Here is a 14,080-nt window from a genome sequence, read left to right on the forward strand (position 1 = left end):
TGCCGCGAAACAACCGCGCGTCTCGCCGGTGCATGCGTCGCAGCGTTCCCCAAAGCGGGCGAAACGGCCTGTAACAACGCTTACCCGGCAAGTACTAGCTCGTCACAGCGCGGCTGCACTACACTCCACTCAAGCGTCGGAAAAGCGTGTTTACCCTAGCTGACCGTCGCCTTACATCCACCTGGCGCCATTTTCACCCGTCTTCTCGAGGGGAGTACCGTGAAACTGACCTTTGCGATATCGGTGGTCGCGCTGGTACTCATTGCCGGCACCACTACCATCTGCCTGTCGGGAGCCGTCACCGACCGCACGACCGAATACGGAAGCGCGCGGGCGACGTTCGACCAGATGTTCAGCTCCCACCAGAAAATCTGTCGATGATGCGCCGGTCGCGCTTCGTCGGCCGGCCGTGCAGTTCGGCCGCCGGCTCGCGATACGTGCGGCGGCGCTCCAGTTCGGCGAGCCGCGCGGCCCGCCCCGCTTCCGTTTCCTCGTAAAGCGTCTGCGCGACGCTCGCGGGCCCGCGGACGTCGCACACACCAAGCACGGCAATGTGCCAGACGATGCCGTCGATCGCAATCTCGACCTCGTCGCCGACGCGCACTTCCTTCGCCGGCTTGATCGCCGCGCCACCGATCTTCACGTGCCCCTTGTCGACCGCGTCGGTCGCGAGCGAGCGCGTCTTGAAGAACCGGGCCGCCCACAGCCATTTGTCGATGCGCAGCTTCGCGCCCGGTTCCGTCGAAATCTTGTAGTTCATGTCAGCCTCCGCCGGGCCGCCCCAAGGGGGCTGACCGCCCCCGCGGGGGCAGCGAACGAAGTGAGCGTGGGGGTCGTTTCATCTCAGCCTCCGCCGGGCCGCCCCAAGGAGGCTGACCGCTCCCACGGGGGGCAGCGAACAAAGTGAGCGTGGGGATCGTTTCATCTCAGCTCACCGTTTCGGGCTGCGCGGCCTTGACGGGCCAGCCCTGCAGATTCTCGGCGACGATCTCGCCGACCGCACCGATCCACGCGGGCGCACCGTTCAGGCACGGAATGCGGTGGAACGCCTTGCCACCGCCGGCGAGGAATTCGTCGCGCACTTCCATCCCGATCTCCTCGATCGTCTCCAGACAGTCGGCCGTGAAGCCGGGGCAGAACACGTCGGCCCGCCGCACACCGGCCTCGCCGAACTCGCGCAGCGTCGGCGCGGTGTACGGCTGCAGCCATTCGGCCTTGCCGAAGCGCGACTGGAAGGTGACGCGGCATTCGGTCGTCGACAGCCCGAGCGCGGCCATCAGCAGCGCGCCCGTCTGCTGGCACTGGTCGTGATAGGGATCGCCGAGATCGAGCGTGCGCTTCGGCACGCCGTGAAAGCTCAGCACGAGCTTGTCGCCGGCCGCGAAGTCGGGCCGGCCGTGCTGCGCCCAATATTGGCGCACCTGCTCGGCAAGCGCATGGATATAGGCCGGATGGTCGGCATAGTGCCGCACCGTACGCACCTCCGGCTGGTTGCGCATGCGCGCGAGCGCGTCGAAGGCGGCGTCGAAGGCGGTGGCCGTGGTCGACGCCGAGTATTGCGGATACATCGGCATCAGCAGCACGCGCTCGACGCCCAAGCGCTTGAACTGCGCGAGCGCGTGCGCAATGTTCGGGCTGCCGTAGCGCATCGCGTAATCGACCAGCACGTGATAGCCGTTCGACGTGAGCAGGTGCCGCACGCCGTCGGTCTGGCGCTCGGTATGCACGCGCAACGGCGAGCCCTCGGGCATCCACACGGCCGCGTATTTCTTCGCGGACGCGCGGCCGCGCAGCGGCAGGATCAGCGTGCGCAGCAGCACCTGCCAGACGGCCTGCGGAATTTCGACGACGCGCGGATCCGACAGGAATTCGGCCAGATAGCGCCGCACGGCGCGCGGCGTGGGGGCGTCGGGCGTGCCGAGATTGATCAGCAGCACGCCGATGCGATGGGCGGCCGCGATACTCGAAGGCGGCTCAAGATCGAAACGCATGGGCAAGAACGTGCTCTGGGCACGGGACCGGACGGCTCTCAATTATAGCGGGCTGCCTCGTGCCGTTCGGCCGACTGTCGGCGCGTGCGGCACCGCGTCATGATGACGGGGCGGGATCGGGCGGGTTCGGCCGGCTCTACTGCTGGCTCAGCGTGAGCGACAGCAGGCGCGCGGTGATGTCGACGATCGGAATCACACGGTTGTACGCCATGCGGGTCGGGCCGATCACGCCGAGCGTGCCGACGATCTGCCCGTTCACCTCGTAAGGCGCGGTGACGACGCTCATTTCCTCGATCGGCACGAGCGTCGATTCGCCGCCGATGAAGATCTGCACGCCCTGGGCGTGGCTCGACACGTCGAGCAGTTGCAGGAGGCCCGTCTTTTGGTCGAACACGTCGAACAGCTTGCGCAACCGTGCCATGTCGGAGGAAAGATCCGCCACCTCGAGCAGGTTGCGCTCGCCGGAAATCAGCACGGTGTCCTCGGTGTCGGGCACCTCGGTGCTGGCCGTCACGGCCGCGTGCATCAGCGTGGTCATGTCGCCGCGCAGCTGGTCGATCTCGTCGCGCAGGCGGCGGCGCACCTCGTCGAACGACAGGCCGGCGAAATGCGCGTTGATGTAGTTGGAGGCTTCGGTCAGCTGCGACGGCGAGTAGTCGCGCGGCGTCGCGAGCATCCGGTTCTGCACGTCGCCCTCGGGCGTCACGATGATCAGCAGGATGCGCTTGTCCGACAGGCGCATGAACTCGATCTGCTTGAACACGTGGCTGCGGCGCGGCGTCAGCACGACGCCCGCGAACTGCGACAGGTTCGACAGCACGCTCGCGGCGGCCGCGACCACCCGCTGCTGCGGCTCGCCGGCCTGCAGCGTGTTCTGCACCTGCCGCGCCACGGCCTCGGCGTCGATCGGCGCCTCGACCGTCAGCATCGTGTCGACGAACAGGCGATAGCCGCGCGGCGTCGGCACGCGGCCGGCCGACGTGTGCGGGCTCGACACGAGGCCGAGCTCCTCCAGGTCGGACATCACGTTGCGGATCGTCGCCGGGCTCAGCTCGAGCCCGGAGTAACGGGACAACGTGCGCGAGCCGACTGGCTGACCGTCGGCGATATACCGTTCGATCAGGGTTTTCAGGAGGGTTCGTGCGCGAGGATCTAGCATGGTGGAAAATTTTAGCGCAACCGCGCGACCGCGGCGAGTGGCGTCGGCCGCCATTGCCCGGGCCGGCCCGATCCGGCCCCGCCGGCGCACAGGCGGTTCTTTTCGTCAACGAGCTATGGTGTAATGCCGGCATGAAAACCGGTAATCAGTTCAATACTGTCGCGCTCGTCGGCCGGAGCAACACGCCCGGCATCGCCGAGCCGCTCGCCACCCTGGCTGCCAGCCTCGCGCAGCTAGGCTTCGAAGTCGTCTTCGAAGGCGATACCGCGCGCGAGTTCGGCATCACCGGCTATCCGGCGCTCACCCCGGCCGAAATCGGGGCGCGCGCGGACGTGGCGGTCGTGCTGGGCGGCGACGGCACGATGCTCGGCATCGGCCGCCAGCTCGCGCCGTACAAGACGCCGCTGATCGGGATCAACCACGGGCGGCTCGGCTTCATCACAGACATCGCGGCAGCCGACATGCACGCGCGCGTCCCCGTGATGCTGGCGGGCAAGTTCGAGCGCGAGGAGCGCTCGCTGCTCGAGGCCCGGATCATGCGCGACGGCGAACCGATCTACCACGCGCTCGCCTTCAACGACGTCGTCGTGAACCGCAGCGGCTTCTCCGGGATGGTCGAGCTGCGCGCGTCGGTCGACGGCCGGTACATGTACAACCAGCGTTCGGACGGCCTGATCGTCGCCACGCCGACCGGCTCGACCGCCTATGCGCTGTCGTCGGCCGGCCCGATCCTCCATCCGCAGCTGCAGGGCATCGTGCTCGTGCCGATCGCGCCGCATGCGCTGTCGAACCGGCCGATCGTGCTGCCGGACGATTCGAAGATCGCGATCCAGATCGTCGGCGGGCGCGACGTCAACGTGAACTTCGACATGCAGTCGTTTACCGCGCTCGAACTGAACGACACGATCGAGGTGCGCCGCTCGAAGCATACGGTGCCGTTCCTGCACCCGATCGGCTACAGCTACTACGCGACGCTGCGCAAGAAGCTGCACTGGAACGAACACGCATCGAACGAAGACGACAAGGCGTCCTGACGCCCCTCCCGCCCGACACCATGCTCCGCCACCTCTCGATCCGCGACTTCGTCATCGTCGCCGCGCTCGATCTCGAATTCGACAGCGGCTTTTCCGTCTTTTCCGGCGAAACCGGCGCCGGCAAATCGATCCTGATCGACGCCCTTGCCCTCGCGCTCGGCGAACGCGCCGACGCGAGCGTCGTGCGCGCCGGCTGCGGCCGCGCCGACATCACGGCCGAATTCACGCCGCACGACCGCGTCGCGCGCTGGCTCGACGAACACGCGTTCGACACCGAGGACACCGTGATGCTGCGCCGCGTGATCGATGCGAACGGCCGTTCGCGCGCGTTCATCAACGGCACCAGCGCGACGCTCGCGCAACTGCGCGAACTCGGCGAGATGCTCGTCGACATCCACGGCCAGCACGCGCACCAGCTGCTGATGCGGCCCGACGCGCAGCGCGAGCTGTTCGATACGCACGCGGGGCTCGTCGCCGATGCCGCGAACGTCGCGCGCGCATGGCGCGTGTGGCGCGACGCGACGCAGGCGATCGACGCCGCGAAGTCGCACGAACGCGAGCTGCAGCTCGAACGCGAAAAGCTCGCGTGGCAGCTCGCCGAGCTCGACAAGCTCGCGCCGCAAGCCGGCGAATGGGACGAAGTCAGCAACGAGCACAAGCGCCTGTCGCATTCGGCGAACCTGATCGACGGTGTGCGCGGCGCGCTCAACGCGCTTTCAGAGGCCGACGACGCGATGCTCGCGCAGCTCGGCGCGATCGTGTCGAAGCTGCGCAGCCTCGCCGACTACGACACCGCGCTCGGCGACGCGCTCGCGTCGCTCGAACCGGCCGAGATCCAGCTGCAGGAAGCCGTCTATTCGCTGTCGCACTACGCACAGCGCGTCGATCTCGACCCGGAGCGGCTCGCGCAGGTCGAAACGCGTCTCGATGCGCTGCACTCGACCGCACGCAAGTTCCGGCTGCCGCCCGACACGCTGCACGAAGAACACGCGGCACGCCGCGCGCAGCTCGCCGCGCTCGACGCGGCCGCCGATCTCGGCGCGCTCGAGGCGACGCAGGCCAAGGCGCGGGAAGCCTATCTCGCCGACGCGAAGCACCTGTCCAAGGCGCGCGCGCAGGCCGCCAGGGCGCTGGGCACGGCCGTCACGGCCGGCATGCAGGAACTGTCGATGGCGGGCGGGAGTTTCGAGGTCGCACTCGTGCCGCTCGCCGACGGCGGCCCGCACGGGCTCGAGCAGGTCGAATTCCGCGTGGCCGGGCACCCGGGCGTGCCGCTGCGGCCGCTCGGGAAAGTCGCGTCGGGCGGCGAGCTCGCTCGGATCAGCCTCGCGCTCGCGGTGATCGCGAGCGCGGCGAGCCCGACGCCGACGTTGATCTTCGACGAAGTCGATACGGGGATCGGCGGCGGCGTCGCCGAAGTGGTCGGTCGCCTGCTGCACCAGCTCGGGCGCGACCGCCAGGTGCTGTGCGTGACGCACCTGCCGCAGGTCGCCGCGCGCGGCGATCATCACTTCCAGGTCGCGAAGGGCGCCGACGACCGCGGCGGCACGGTGTCGACGGTCGTCGCGCTCGACCGGGCCAACCGGATCGAGGAAGTCGCGCGAATGCTCGGCGGGCTCGAGATCACGGCGACGACCCGCAAGCACGCGAAGGAAATGCTGGCGGCCTGACGCGGCCGCCCGCCTGCCGGGTCCGCGCCTCCCCGCCGCGCGGGCTTGCGCTTCAAGAGCGGGCGGCGCGTCTGCCGACCCAACACCCGCCCCGCTCTCGTTCAAACGCCCGTTTCAACCGCCCCGAACACGCGCGTCCACAGCGCCGTCACGGCAGCCCGCTCGTCGGCCACCGTGGCCGGATCGACGCGCGCCTTCTCCATCCCGTCGAGCCGCAGCTTGTGCTGCAGCTTCCGGTACTTGCGGTAGGCCGCGCCGACGCGCTCGGCCTCGTCCTCGCCCATCAGCCCGAAGCGCGCGACCTCGCGCAGCAGCGCGATGTTGCCCGTGTTGCGGATCAGCTCGGCGTCGCTCGACGCGTGCAGCAGCACCCAGTACTGGACGATGAACTCGATGTCGACCATCCCGCCGCGATCGTGCTTCAGGTCGAACAGCTCGGTCTGGTTCGGGTGGCCGGCAAACACCTTGCCGCGCATGTCGACGATCTCCTTCGCGAGCACGCCGCCGTCGCGCGGCGTGGTCAGCACCTGCTGGCGGATCGCCTCGAAGTCCGCGCCGATCTGCGCGTCGCCCGCGCTGTAGCGCGCGCGCGTCAGCGCCTGGTGCTCCCACACCCACGCGGTATTCGCGGCATCGCCTTCGCGCAGCTGGTAGCGGCGGAACGCATCGAGATCGGTGACGAGCAGCCCAGCCTCGCCGTTCGGCCGCAGCCGCAGGTCGATGTCGAACAGCGCGCCCGCGCCGGTCGCCGTCGTGAGCCACGTGATGAGCCGCCGCGTGAAGGTCGTATAGACGTCCGCAGAACGCTCGTCGGGATCGTCGTACAGGAAAATCAGGTCGAGATCCGATGCGTAGCCGAGCTCCTTGCCGCCCAGCTTGCCGTACGCGATCACCGCGAACTTCGGCACGTCGCGATGACGCTTCGCGAGCTGCGACCACACGACTTCGATCGTCACGTCGAGCACCGCGTCGGCCAGCTCGGACAGGCGGTCGCTCACGTGCTCGACCGACAGTTGCCCGGCGAGATCGATCAGCAGGATCCGGAACACTTCAGCGTGCTGCGCGTGCCGCAGCAGGTCCATCTGCTGCTCGGGGCCGTCGGCCGCCGCGAGGCGCGCACGCAGCGCGTCCTTGAACGCGGGCCAGTCGAACGGGCTCGCGATCGCCTCGTCGTCGAGCAGTTCGTCGAGCAGTTGCGGGTGGCGGATCAGGTAGCCGCCGCCCCAGCGCGTCGCGCCGAGCACCGACAGCACACGGTCGAGCGCGGCCGGGTATTCGGTCAGCAGCGCGAGATAGACGCCGCGCCGGCTGACCGTCTCGAGCAGGTCGAACAGGCGCACGATCGTGTCGTCGCGGCGCGCGGCATCGATCCGCGGCGCGGCCTCGAGCGCCCGCTGCGCAACGCGGTCGAAGCGGTGCCGGCTCTTCTCCGGCAGGCCCGTGTAGCGCGACGATTGCCAGACCGCGCGCAGCCGCGCGAGCACCGCGACCGGATCGGTGAAACCGAGGCCGTCCAGGCGGGCGGCGAGCGCGTCGTCCTCGCCGTCGTCGGCCAGCGCGCCGCTCCAGATCCACGCGGCGGCCGTCTCCTCGCCCGCTCCGCAGGGCGCGCCGTTCACCTTGTCGGCGAAGATCTGGTCGAACTGCGCCTCGACGAAATTCCGGTGCTCGTCCAGCACGGTCATCAGCGCCGCATAGTCGGCAAAGCCGAGCGACGCGGCCAGCGCCGCGCGTTCGTCCGGCTCGACCGGCATCGCGTGCGTCTGCGCGTCGTTGCGGTACTGCAGCCGGTGCTCGAGCGTGCGCAGGAAGTTGTACGCGTCGGTCAGGCGCGCGCGCACGTCCTCGCCGATCAGCCCGCGCGCCTGCGCATGGCGCAGCACCGCGAGCGTCGGCCGCACGCGGAATTCCGCATCCTGGCCGCCGCGGATCAGCTGGAACACCTGCGCGCTGAACTCGATCTCGCGAATCCCGCCGCGCCCGAGCTTGATGTCGTCGGCCTTGTCGGGCCGCATCGACGCGCGGCGCGCGGCTTCCTGGCGAATCTGCTGGTGCAGCGAGCGAATCGCGCCGATCACGCCGAAATCGAGATAGCGGCGGTACACGAACGGCTTGACGATCGACTCGAGCTGCGACTCGAGCCGCATCGCCGCGTCGCTGTCGCCTTCCGACACGAGCCGCCCCTTGATCCACGCATAGCGCTCCCACTCGCGCCCCTGCACGTAGAAATATTCCTCGAGCATCCCGAGGCTGCAGACGAGCGGCCCGGAATCGCCGTTCGGACGCAGCCGCATGTCGACGCGAAACACGTAGCCGTCGGCCGTGACCTCGGACAGCACGCCGATCAGGCGCCGGCCGAGCCGCGTGAAGTATTCCTGCGTGGACAGCGGCGCGCGCGCGCCGCCGGTCGTCTCGCCATCGTCCTCGTACACGAAGATCAGGTCGATGTCCGACGACACGTTCAGCTCGCGGCCGCCGAGCTTGCCCATCCCGACCACGCCGAGCACGACGCGCTGGCCGTCGGCGCCGCGCGGCTCGCCGTACAGCGCCTCGAGTTCGGCCGACAGCAGCGCGAGCGAGCGCTGCACGGCCACTTCGGCGAGATCGGTCATCGCGCCGGTCACCTCGACGACGTCCGCCAGCCCGCGCAGGTCGCGCTCCGCGACCGCGCCGAACGCCTCGGCACGCAGTTGCCGCAGCGCGCGCTTCAGTTGCTCCTCGGTCGGCGCGGCCGTGCCGGCCGGCGTCGCGAGCAGTTCGGTGAGGCGGGCGTCGAGCTGCGCGCGGGCGAGCGGCGCGGCGGCCCACGCGACGACCTGCTCGGCCAGCGCGGGCCGCGCGGCGGCCGCGCGCGCGAGATAACGGGAATAGGACGTGCTGATCAGGGCGGAAGCGTCGGTCATCGAGAAGCGGGCCTGGCGGAAAGACCGGCCGGCGCGGGCCGACGCGTGCGCGCCCCGCTGCCGGCCGGCCCCATGGACTCGGCGCGGCATCGCGGGGCGCATGCGCCCGTCGCGAAACCGCGCGCCGGAAAGCCCGTGCCGCACTGCCGCAACGGCCGCCGGCACGAACCCGTGTGATACATTTCAACGTCAATCTGCAAAACTACCATATCGCCGCCCGTCCGCCGCATGTCCGACCGTCAGGAATCCGCCGTAGCTGCGCCCGAAGCGGGACCTCCGAAGCACGATCATCCGGTCTTGCGTCGCGTGTTCAGGGTGACGCTGGCAGTCGGGATCGGCACCTACTTCGTCGCGTCCGGCGCCTTCCTCGGGCTGCGTTATGTGCTGCTGCCCCGCATCGACGAATACCGTCCGCGCATCGAGCGCCTCGTGTCCGACAAGCTCCACGCGCAGCTTTCGATCGGCAAGCTTTCCCCGAACTGGTCCGGCATGCAGCCGGGCGTCGAAGTCACGAACCTGACGATCCGCGGCCGCGACGGCAAGGTCGCGCTGTCGGTGCCGCACGCGACGGCCGCGCTGTCGTGGATGTCGCTGCTGCGGCTGTCGCCCGCGCTGTCGAGCCTGATCGTCGACCAGCCCGACCTTGCCGTCGCGCGCGCGGCCGACGGCTCGCTGAGCATCGCGGGCGTCGGCGTGGCGACCACCCACGGCGGCAACGACACGTTCGGCACCTGGCTGCTGAAGCAGGAGGCGATCGTGCTGCGCGGCGGCACGCTGCGCTGGCGCGACGCGCAGCACGACGCGCCGGAGCTCGTGCTGTCGGGCATCCGGATCGCGGTGCTCAACAACGGCCGCGTGCACCGGGCTGCGCTGCAGGCGCCCGCGAACGGCACGCTGCTGCTCGGCCCGCTCGATTTCCGCGCGCGCTTCACGCACAAGGCGCTCGCGCCGGTCGGCAAGCCGACGAACTGGACGGGTGACGCGTACCTGTCGACCGGCCCCGTCGATCTGCAGACGCTCGCCCGCTATCTCGACATCCCGCTCACGATCCATGCGGGGCGTATCGACAACGCGATCTGGGCGACCTTCCGCGACGGCCGGCTGCGCTCGGCGGGCGGCGACCTGCAGGGCGCCGACGTCACGCTGCGCGTGCGGCCGACGCAGCCGCGGCTCGACGTGCCGGCGGTCGGATTCGGCTGGGACATGGCGATGGACGCCGGGCACGACTACACGCTGCACCTGTCGCGCTTTCACGCGGAACTCGGCCAGCCGCCGCTCGACGACGGCACGCCGCTCGCCCGCTCGCTCGCGCTGTCGACGCTGACGGCCCGCTACCGCGTGCCGACGGCCAGCCAGGGGCAACTGATCAGCGTCGTCGGCGACCGCGTCGATCTCGGCATCCTCAGCGAATTCATTCGCGGCTTGCCGCTGCCGGCCCGCCTGCGCAACGAGCTGATCAAGATCGACCCGCGCGGGATGATGTCGAACTACCAGATCGAAGTCGAGCGAGCGAAACCCGCGCGGGCCGAACTCGCCGACGAAGAGCGGCGCACCGGCGCCGCGCCGATCGTCCGCTACCGCTTCCTCGGCGACCTGCAGGGCATCAGCTTCGCCGCGCAGGAGCCGCCGCCCGGCCTGTCGCCGCGCGGCCACCCGCGCGCCGGCTGGCCGGGCATCGAGAACCTGTGGGGCCGCGTCGACGCGAGCGAGACGGGCGGCACCGCGCACTTCGACACGGTCAATGCGGCCGTCACGGTGCCCGGCGAGTTCGACGAGCCGCGCCTGACGTTCGACCGGCTGCGCGGCAACGTCAAATGGACGATCACGCCTGCGCCCGGCGACAAGCACGCGCGCGTCGACGTGACGCTGCCGGACCTGCTCGTGTCGAACCCCGATGCCGAAATCGCGGTGTCGGGCTCGTACACGAACCCCGGCCACGGTCGCGGGACGCTCGACCTGCGCGCCGATTTCGCACGCGCAGCGGTGGCGCGCATTCCGCGCTACCTGCCGACCGGGATGTCCGAGCACCTGCGCGACTATCTCGGCCACGCGCTGCAGGACGGCAAGGTGACCAAGGGCGCGTCGATCGTGGCCCGCGGCCCGCTCGAGAAATTCCCGTTCGAGCACGAGCCCGACGCCGGCGTGTTCCACATCGTCGCGCCGTTCACCGGCGGCCGCTTCGAGCCGACGCCGTACCCGCCGCGCAAGCTCGCGAACGGCACGCCGAGCGTCTGGCCGGCGCTCGACGGCATCGACGGCGTGTTCGAGCTCAAGCAGAACAAGCTGCGCTTCGACATCGACCGCGCGCACTACAAGCGCGTCGCGCTGACGAAGGTCGCGGGCCGCATCGACGATCTCGGCAATCCGTCGCACTCGCCGCTCATCATCGATGGCCATGCACAAGGCCCGCTCGCCGACCTGATCGACTACGCGGACAACAGCTCGCTCGGCACGATGAGCGGGCACATCGGCCAGCGGATCGATGCGCAGGGGCCCGCGTCGCTCGGGCTCAAGATCACGATTCCGCAGCACGTCGCGCATCCGCATACGCACATCGAAGGCGCGCTCGCATTCGGCGGCAACACGCTGTCGACCCGCGGCGTGCCGCCGCTGTCCGCGCTGCGCGGCAGCGTCAAGTTCACCGAGGCCGGCGCATCGCTGCACGAGCTGTCGGGGCGCTTCCTCGGCGGCCCGGTGCGCGCGAACGGCACCTTCCAGTCGCACGGCCCGTACGCGGTGGACGTCGACGGCAAGCTCGCGCTCGACGCCGCGCGCGGCCTGAACCTGCATGGCGCGGCCGCCGCGCTGCTCGAGCACGTGATCGGCGACGCGCCGTACAAGGTCGCCGTGCGCGGCGCACCGGGCCGCCTGCCCGACATCACCGCGCGCTCCGACCTGACGGGCGTCGCGCTGAACTTCCCGGCGCCGTTCGCGAAACCGGCCGGCACGCCGATGCCGTTCAGCTTCACGCTGCAGCCGGCCCCGCAGGCCGACGGCAAGCGCCTCGAACACGCCGACCTGACGCTCGGCCCCGTGTCCGCGACCTACCTGCTCGACGCGACGCGCGGCCAGCCGCTGCGCGCAGTGCGCGGCGCGATGGGCATCCACCGGATGCCCGACATGCCGCAGGAAGGCGTGAGCGCGGCCGTCGACGTCGGCGAACTCGATGCCGATGCGTGGCTCGCGCTCGCCCATACGCTGAAGCCCGACACGCCGCGCGCGCCGGAGCCGCAGGCGCCGTCGCGCGTCGATCTCGCGAGCTTCGCGCCGAAGCGCTTCGCGCTCCACTTCGGCACGCTGAAGCTGCTCAAGCGCAACTGGGAAAACGTGATCGTCGGCGCGTCGCACGTCGACGAGCTGTGGCAGGCCAACATCGCGTCGAACCAGGTGTCGGGCTACCTGTCGTGGGCGCCCGGCGGCGGCCACAACGGCGCGGGCGTGCTGAACGCGCGGCTCGCGAAGCTCGTGATTCCGGACAGCGCGCAGCACGACCTCGTCGGCCGCGCGATGAACCTGCCGACGCCGACCGACCGACCGATGCCGTCGATCGACCTGATCGTCGACCAGGTCGTCGCGCGCAACCACGACATCGGCCGTCTCGTCGTCAACGCGCGCAACATCGACGAGGAAGGCACGCCGGTGTGGCAGCTCGACAAGCTGGAGCTGTCGAACCCGGCCGCGAAACTCACGGCGACCGGCAACTGGCGCACGTCGCGCCGCGCGCTCGCCCGCGGTGCCGACGAAAACGATGCGCCGCGCCGCACCGTATTCGACTTCAAGCTCGACATCGACAACGCGGGCGCGCTGCTCGACCGCGTCGGCCTGCCGCGCACGCTCGAGAGCGGCCACGGCACGATCACGGGCAAGGTCGGCTGGCGCGGCGGCCCGACCGCGGTCGACTTCCCGTCGTTCGGCGGCCAGGTCGCGCTCGATCTCGAACACGGCCAGATCCTGAAGGTCGATCCGGGCGCCGCCAAGCTGCTCGGCGTGCTGAGCCTGCAGAGCCTCGCGCGCTTCCTGACGCTGAACTTCCGCGACGTGATCGGCAAGGGTTTGCCGTTCGACAAGATCACCGGCACGGGCCAGATCTCGAACGGGATCGCGCGCACCGACGACTTCTCGATGATGACGGGGCCCGCGAACGTCACCGTGCGCGGCGCGGTCGATCTCGGCACCGAGACGCAGGACCTGCACGCGCACGTCGCGCCGAAAATCAGCGCGGGCGCGGCTGCGATCGGGGCCGCGGTCATCAATCCACTGCTCGGCATCGGCGTGCTGGCCGCGAACTACGCGCTGTCGGAAACGCTGTCGCGCGCGTTCGCGCTCGACTACACGATCACGGGCTCGTGGGCGCATCCGCACATCGAGCGGGTGCGGGGCGATCAGGGTAAGATGAATCACGGTCCGGCCGATGCGACGAACCATTGAACCGCGCAGGGTGCCGGGCCGCACCCCATTTATGACGCAACCGATCCCGCGATGACCGACCACACCCGTTCCGCCACGCCCTTCCGGGTCGCCGCGCTGCAGATGGTGAGCACGCCGGACGTCACGCGCAATCTCGCCGAAGCCCGCCGCCTGATCGCGGAAGCGGCCGGCGAAGGCGCGCAGCTCGTGCTGCTGCCCGAGTATTTCTGCTTCATGGGCCACCGCGACACCGACAAGCTCGCGCTCGCCGAACCCTACCAGGACGGCCCGATCCAACGCTTCCTCGCAGACGCCGCGCGCCGCCACGGCATCTGGGTGATCGGCGGCACGCTGCCGCTGAAGGCGCCGGAGCCCGACCGCGTGCTGAACACCACGCTCGTGTTCGATCCGTCCGGCAACGAGGCCGCGCGCTACGACAAGATCCACCTGTTCAACTTCGAGAAGGGCGACGAATCGTTCGACGAGGCGCGCACGATCCGTGCGGGCGACACGGTCGTCGCGTTCGACGCGCCGTTCGGGCGGGTCGGCCTGTCGGTCTGTTACGATCTGCGCTTTCCGGAGCTGTATCGCAGAATGGGCGACTGCGCGCTGATCGTCGTGCCTTCGGCGTTTACCTATACGACGGGCCGCGCGCACTGGGAAACGCTGCTGCGCGCGCGGGCCGTCGAGAACCAGTGCTACGTGCTCGCGGCCGCACAGGGCGGCAAGCACGAGAACGGCCGGCGCACCTGGGGCCACAGCATGCTGATCGACCCGTGGGGCGAGATCGTCGCGGTTCGCGACGTCGGCGCGAGCGTCGTGCTCGGCGCGCTCGATCCGCAGCGCATCGCCGACGTGCGCCAGAGCCTGCCCGCGTGGCGGCACCGCGTGCTGACCTGAATCCGCCGCGCCGCTT

9 protein-coding genes are annotated in these 14,080 nt (G+C 70.0%); 5 read left to right on the forward strand and 4 right to left on the reverse strand.

Features of this window, described 5'->3' with window-relative positions; all coding sequences use genetic code 11:
- Nucleotides 1–219 precede the first annotated feature (219 nt).
- Entirely contained in the window at nucleotides 220–381 is a 162-nt protein-coding gene (locus BBJ41_RS41120) for a hypothetical protein (protein ID WP_006476841.1), read from the forward strand.
- Here BBJ41_RS41120 and BBJ41_RS08510 read toward each other — a convergent pair.
- The 3 genes from BBJ41_RS08510 to hrcA all read right to left on the reverse strand — a co-directional run bounded on the left by BBJ41_RS08510 (nucleotide 353) and on the right by hrcA (nucleotide 3,150).
- On the reverse strand, nucleotides 353–760 hold the full coding sequence (locus BBJ41_RS08510) for an RNA-binding S4 domain-containing protein (protein ID WP_069746137.1): 408 nt from the start codon (nucleotides 758–760) through the stop codon (nucleotides 353–355). The genes BBJ41_RS41120 and BBJ41_RS08510 overlap by 29 nt on opposite strands.
- Nucleotides 761–926: 166 nt before the next feature.
- Entirely contained in the window at nucleotides 927–1,991 is a 1,065-nt protein-coding gene (gene hemH, locus BBJ41_RS08515) for a ferrochelatase (RefSeq protein WP_069746138.1), read from the reverse strand.
- 136 nt (nucleotides 1,992–2,127) lie between these two features.
- A complete protein-coding gene (gene hrcA, locus BBJ41_RS08520) occupies nucleotides 2,128–3,150 on the reverse strand; it encodes a heat-inducible transcriptional repressor HrcA (protein ID WP_011544637.1) in 1,023 nt (340 codons plus the stop codon).
- A 131-nt stretch (nucleotides 3,151–3,281) separates the two neighbouring features.
- On the opposite strand from hrcA, the gene BBJ41_RS08525 reads away from it, so the two are divergent.
- Both BBJ41_RS08525 and recN read left to right on the forward strand, forming a co-directional pair.
- On the forward strand, nucleotides 3,282–4,184 hold the full coding sequence (locus BBJ41_RS08525; RefSeq protein ID WP_069746139.1) for an NAD kinase: 903 nt from the start codon (nucleotides 3,282–3,284) through the stop codon (nucleotides 4,182–4,184).
- Between the two features lie 20 nt (nucleotides 4,185–4,204).
- Nucleotides 4,205–5,854, forward strand: a complete 1,650-nt coding sequence (gene recN, locus BBJ41_RS08530) for a DNA repair protein RecN (RefSeq protein WP_069746140.1) — start codon at nucleotides 4,205–4,207, stop codon at nucleotides 5,852–5,854.
- Between the two features lie 101 nt (nucleotides 5,855–5,955).
- On the opposite strand, the gene glnE is transcribed toward recN, so the two are convergent.
- Nucleotides 5,956–8,757 carry a bifunctional [glutamate--ammonia ligase]-adenylyl-L-tyrosine phosphorylase/[glutamate--ammonia-ligase] adenylyltransferase gene (gene glnE / locus BBJ41_RS08535; RefSeq protein WP_069746141.1) on the reverse strand — a complete coding sequence of 934 codons (2,802 nt, stop codon included), beginning with the start codon at nucleotides 8,755–8,757 and terminating at the stop codon, nucleotides 5,956–5,958.
- 228 nt (nucleotides 8,758–8,985) lie between these two features.
- Between glnE and BBJ41_RS08540 the strand changes: the two genes are divergently transcribed.
- Both BBJ41_RS08540 and BBJ41_RS08545 read left to right on the forward strand, forming a co-directional pair.
- Entirely contained in the window at nucleotides 8,986–13,185 is a 4,200-nt protein-coding gene (locus BBJ41_RS08540) for a YhdP family protein (RefSeq protein ID WP_069746142.1), read from the forward strand.
- Between the two features lie 51 nt (nucleotides 13,186–13,236).
- Complete coding sequence (locus tag BBJ41_RS08545) at nucleotides 13,237–14,064, forward strand: carbon-nitrogen hydrolase family protein (protein ID WP_069746143.1); 828 nt, start codon at nucleotides 13,237–13,239, stop codon at nucleotides 14,062–14,064.
- Nucleotides 14,065–14,080: the final 16 nt, after the last annotated feature.

The sequence above is a fragment of the Burkholderia stabilis genome (assembly GCF_001742165.1).
In the GTDB taxonomy this organism is placed as follows: domain Bacteria; phylum Pseudomonadota; class Gammaproteobacteria; order Burkholderiales; family Burkholderiaceae; genus Burkholderia; species Burkholderia stabilis.

What these genes read in the sequence shown, in the direction of transcription:
- BBJ41_RS08510 (WP_069746137.1), bottom strand. Translation starts at nt 760, where the DNA reads ATGAACTACAAGATTTCGACGGAACCGGGCGCGAAGCTGCGCATCGAC.
- hemH (WP_069746138.1), bottom strand. Translation starts at nt 1,991, where the DNA reads ATGCGTTTCGATCTTGAGCCGCCTTCGAGTATCGCGGCCGCCCATCGC.
- hrcA (WP_011544637.1), bottom strand. Translation starts at nt 3,150, where the DNA reads ATGCTAGATCCTCGCGCACGAACCCTCCTGAAAACCCTGATCGAACGG.
- BBJ41_RS08525 (WP_069746139.1), top strand. Translation starts at nt 3,282, where the DNA reads ATGAAAACCGGTAATCAGTTCAATACTGTCGCGCTCGTCGGCCGGAGC.
- recN (WP_069746140.1), top strand. Translation starts at nt 4,205, where the DNA reads ATGCTCCGCCACCTCTCGATCCGCGACTTCGTCATCGTCGCCGCGCTC.
- glnE (WP_069746141.1), bottom strand. Translation starts at nt 8,757, where the DNA reads ATGACCGACGCTTCCGCCCTGATCAGCACGTCCTATTCCCGTTATCTC.
- BBJ41_RS08540 (WP_069746142.1), top strand. Translation starts at nt 8,986, where the DNA reads ATGTCCGACCGTCAGGAATCCGCCGTAGCTGCGCCCGAAGCGGGACCT.
- BBJ41_RS08545 (WP_069746143.1), top strand. Translation starts at nt 13,237, where the DNA reads ATGACCGACCACACCCGTTCCGCCACGCCCTTCCGGGTCGCCGCGCTG.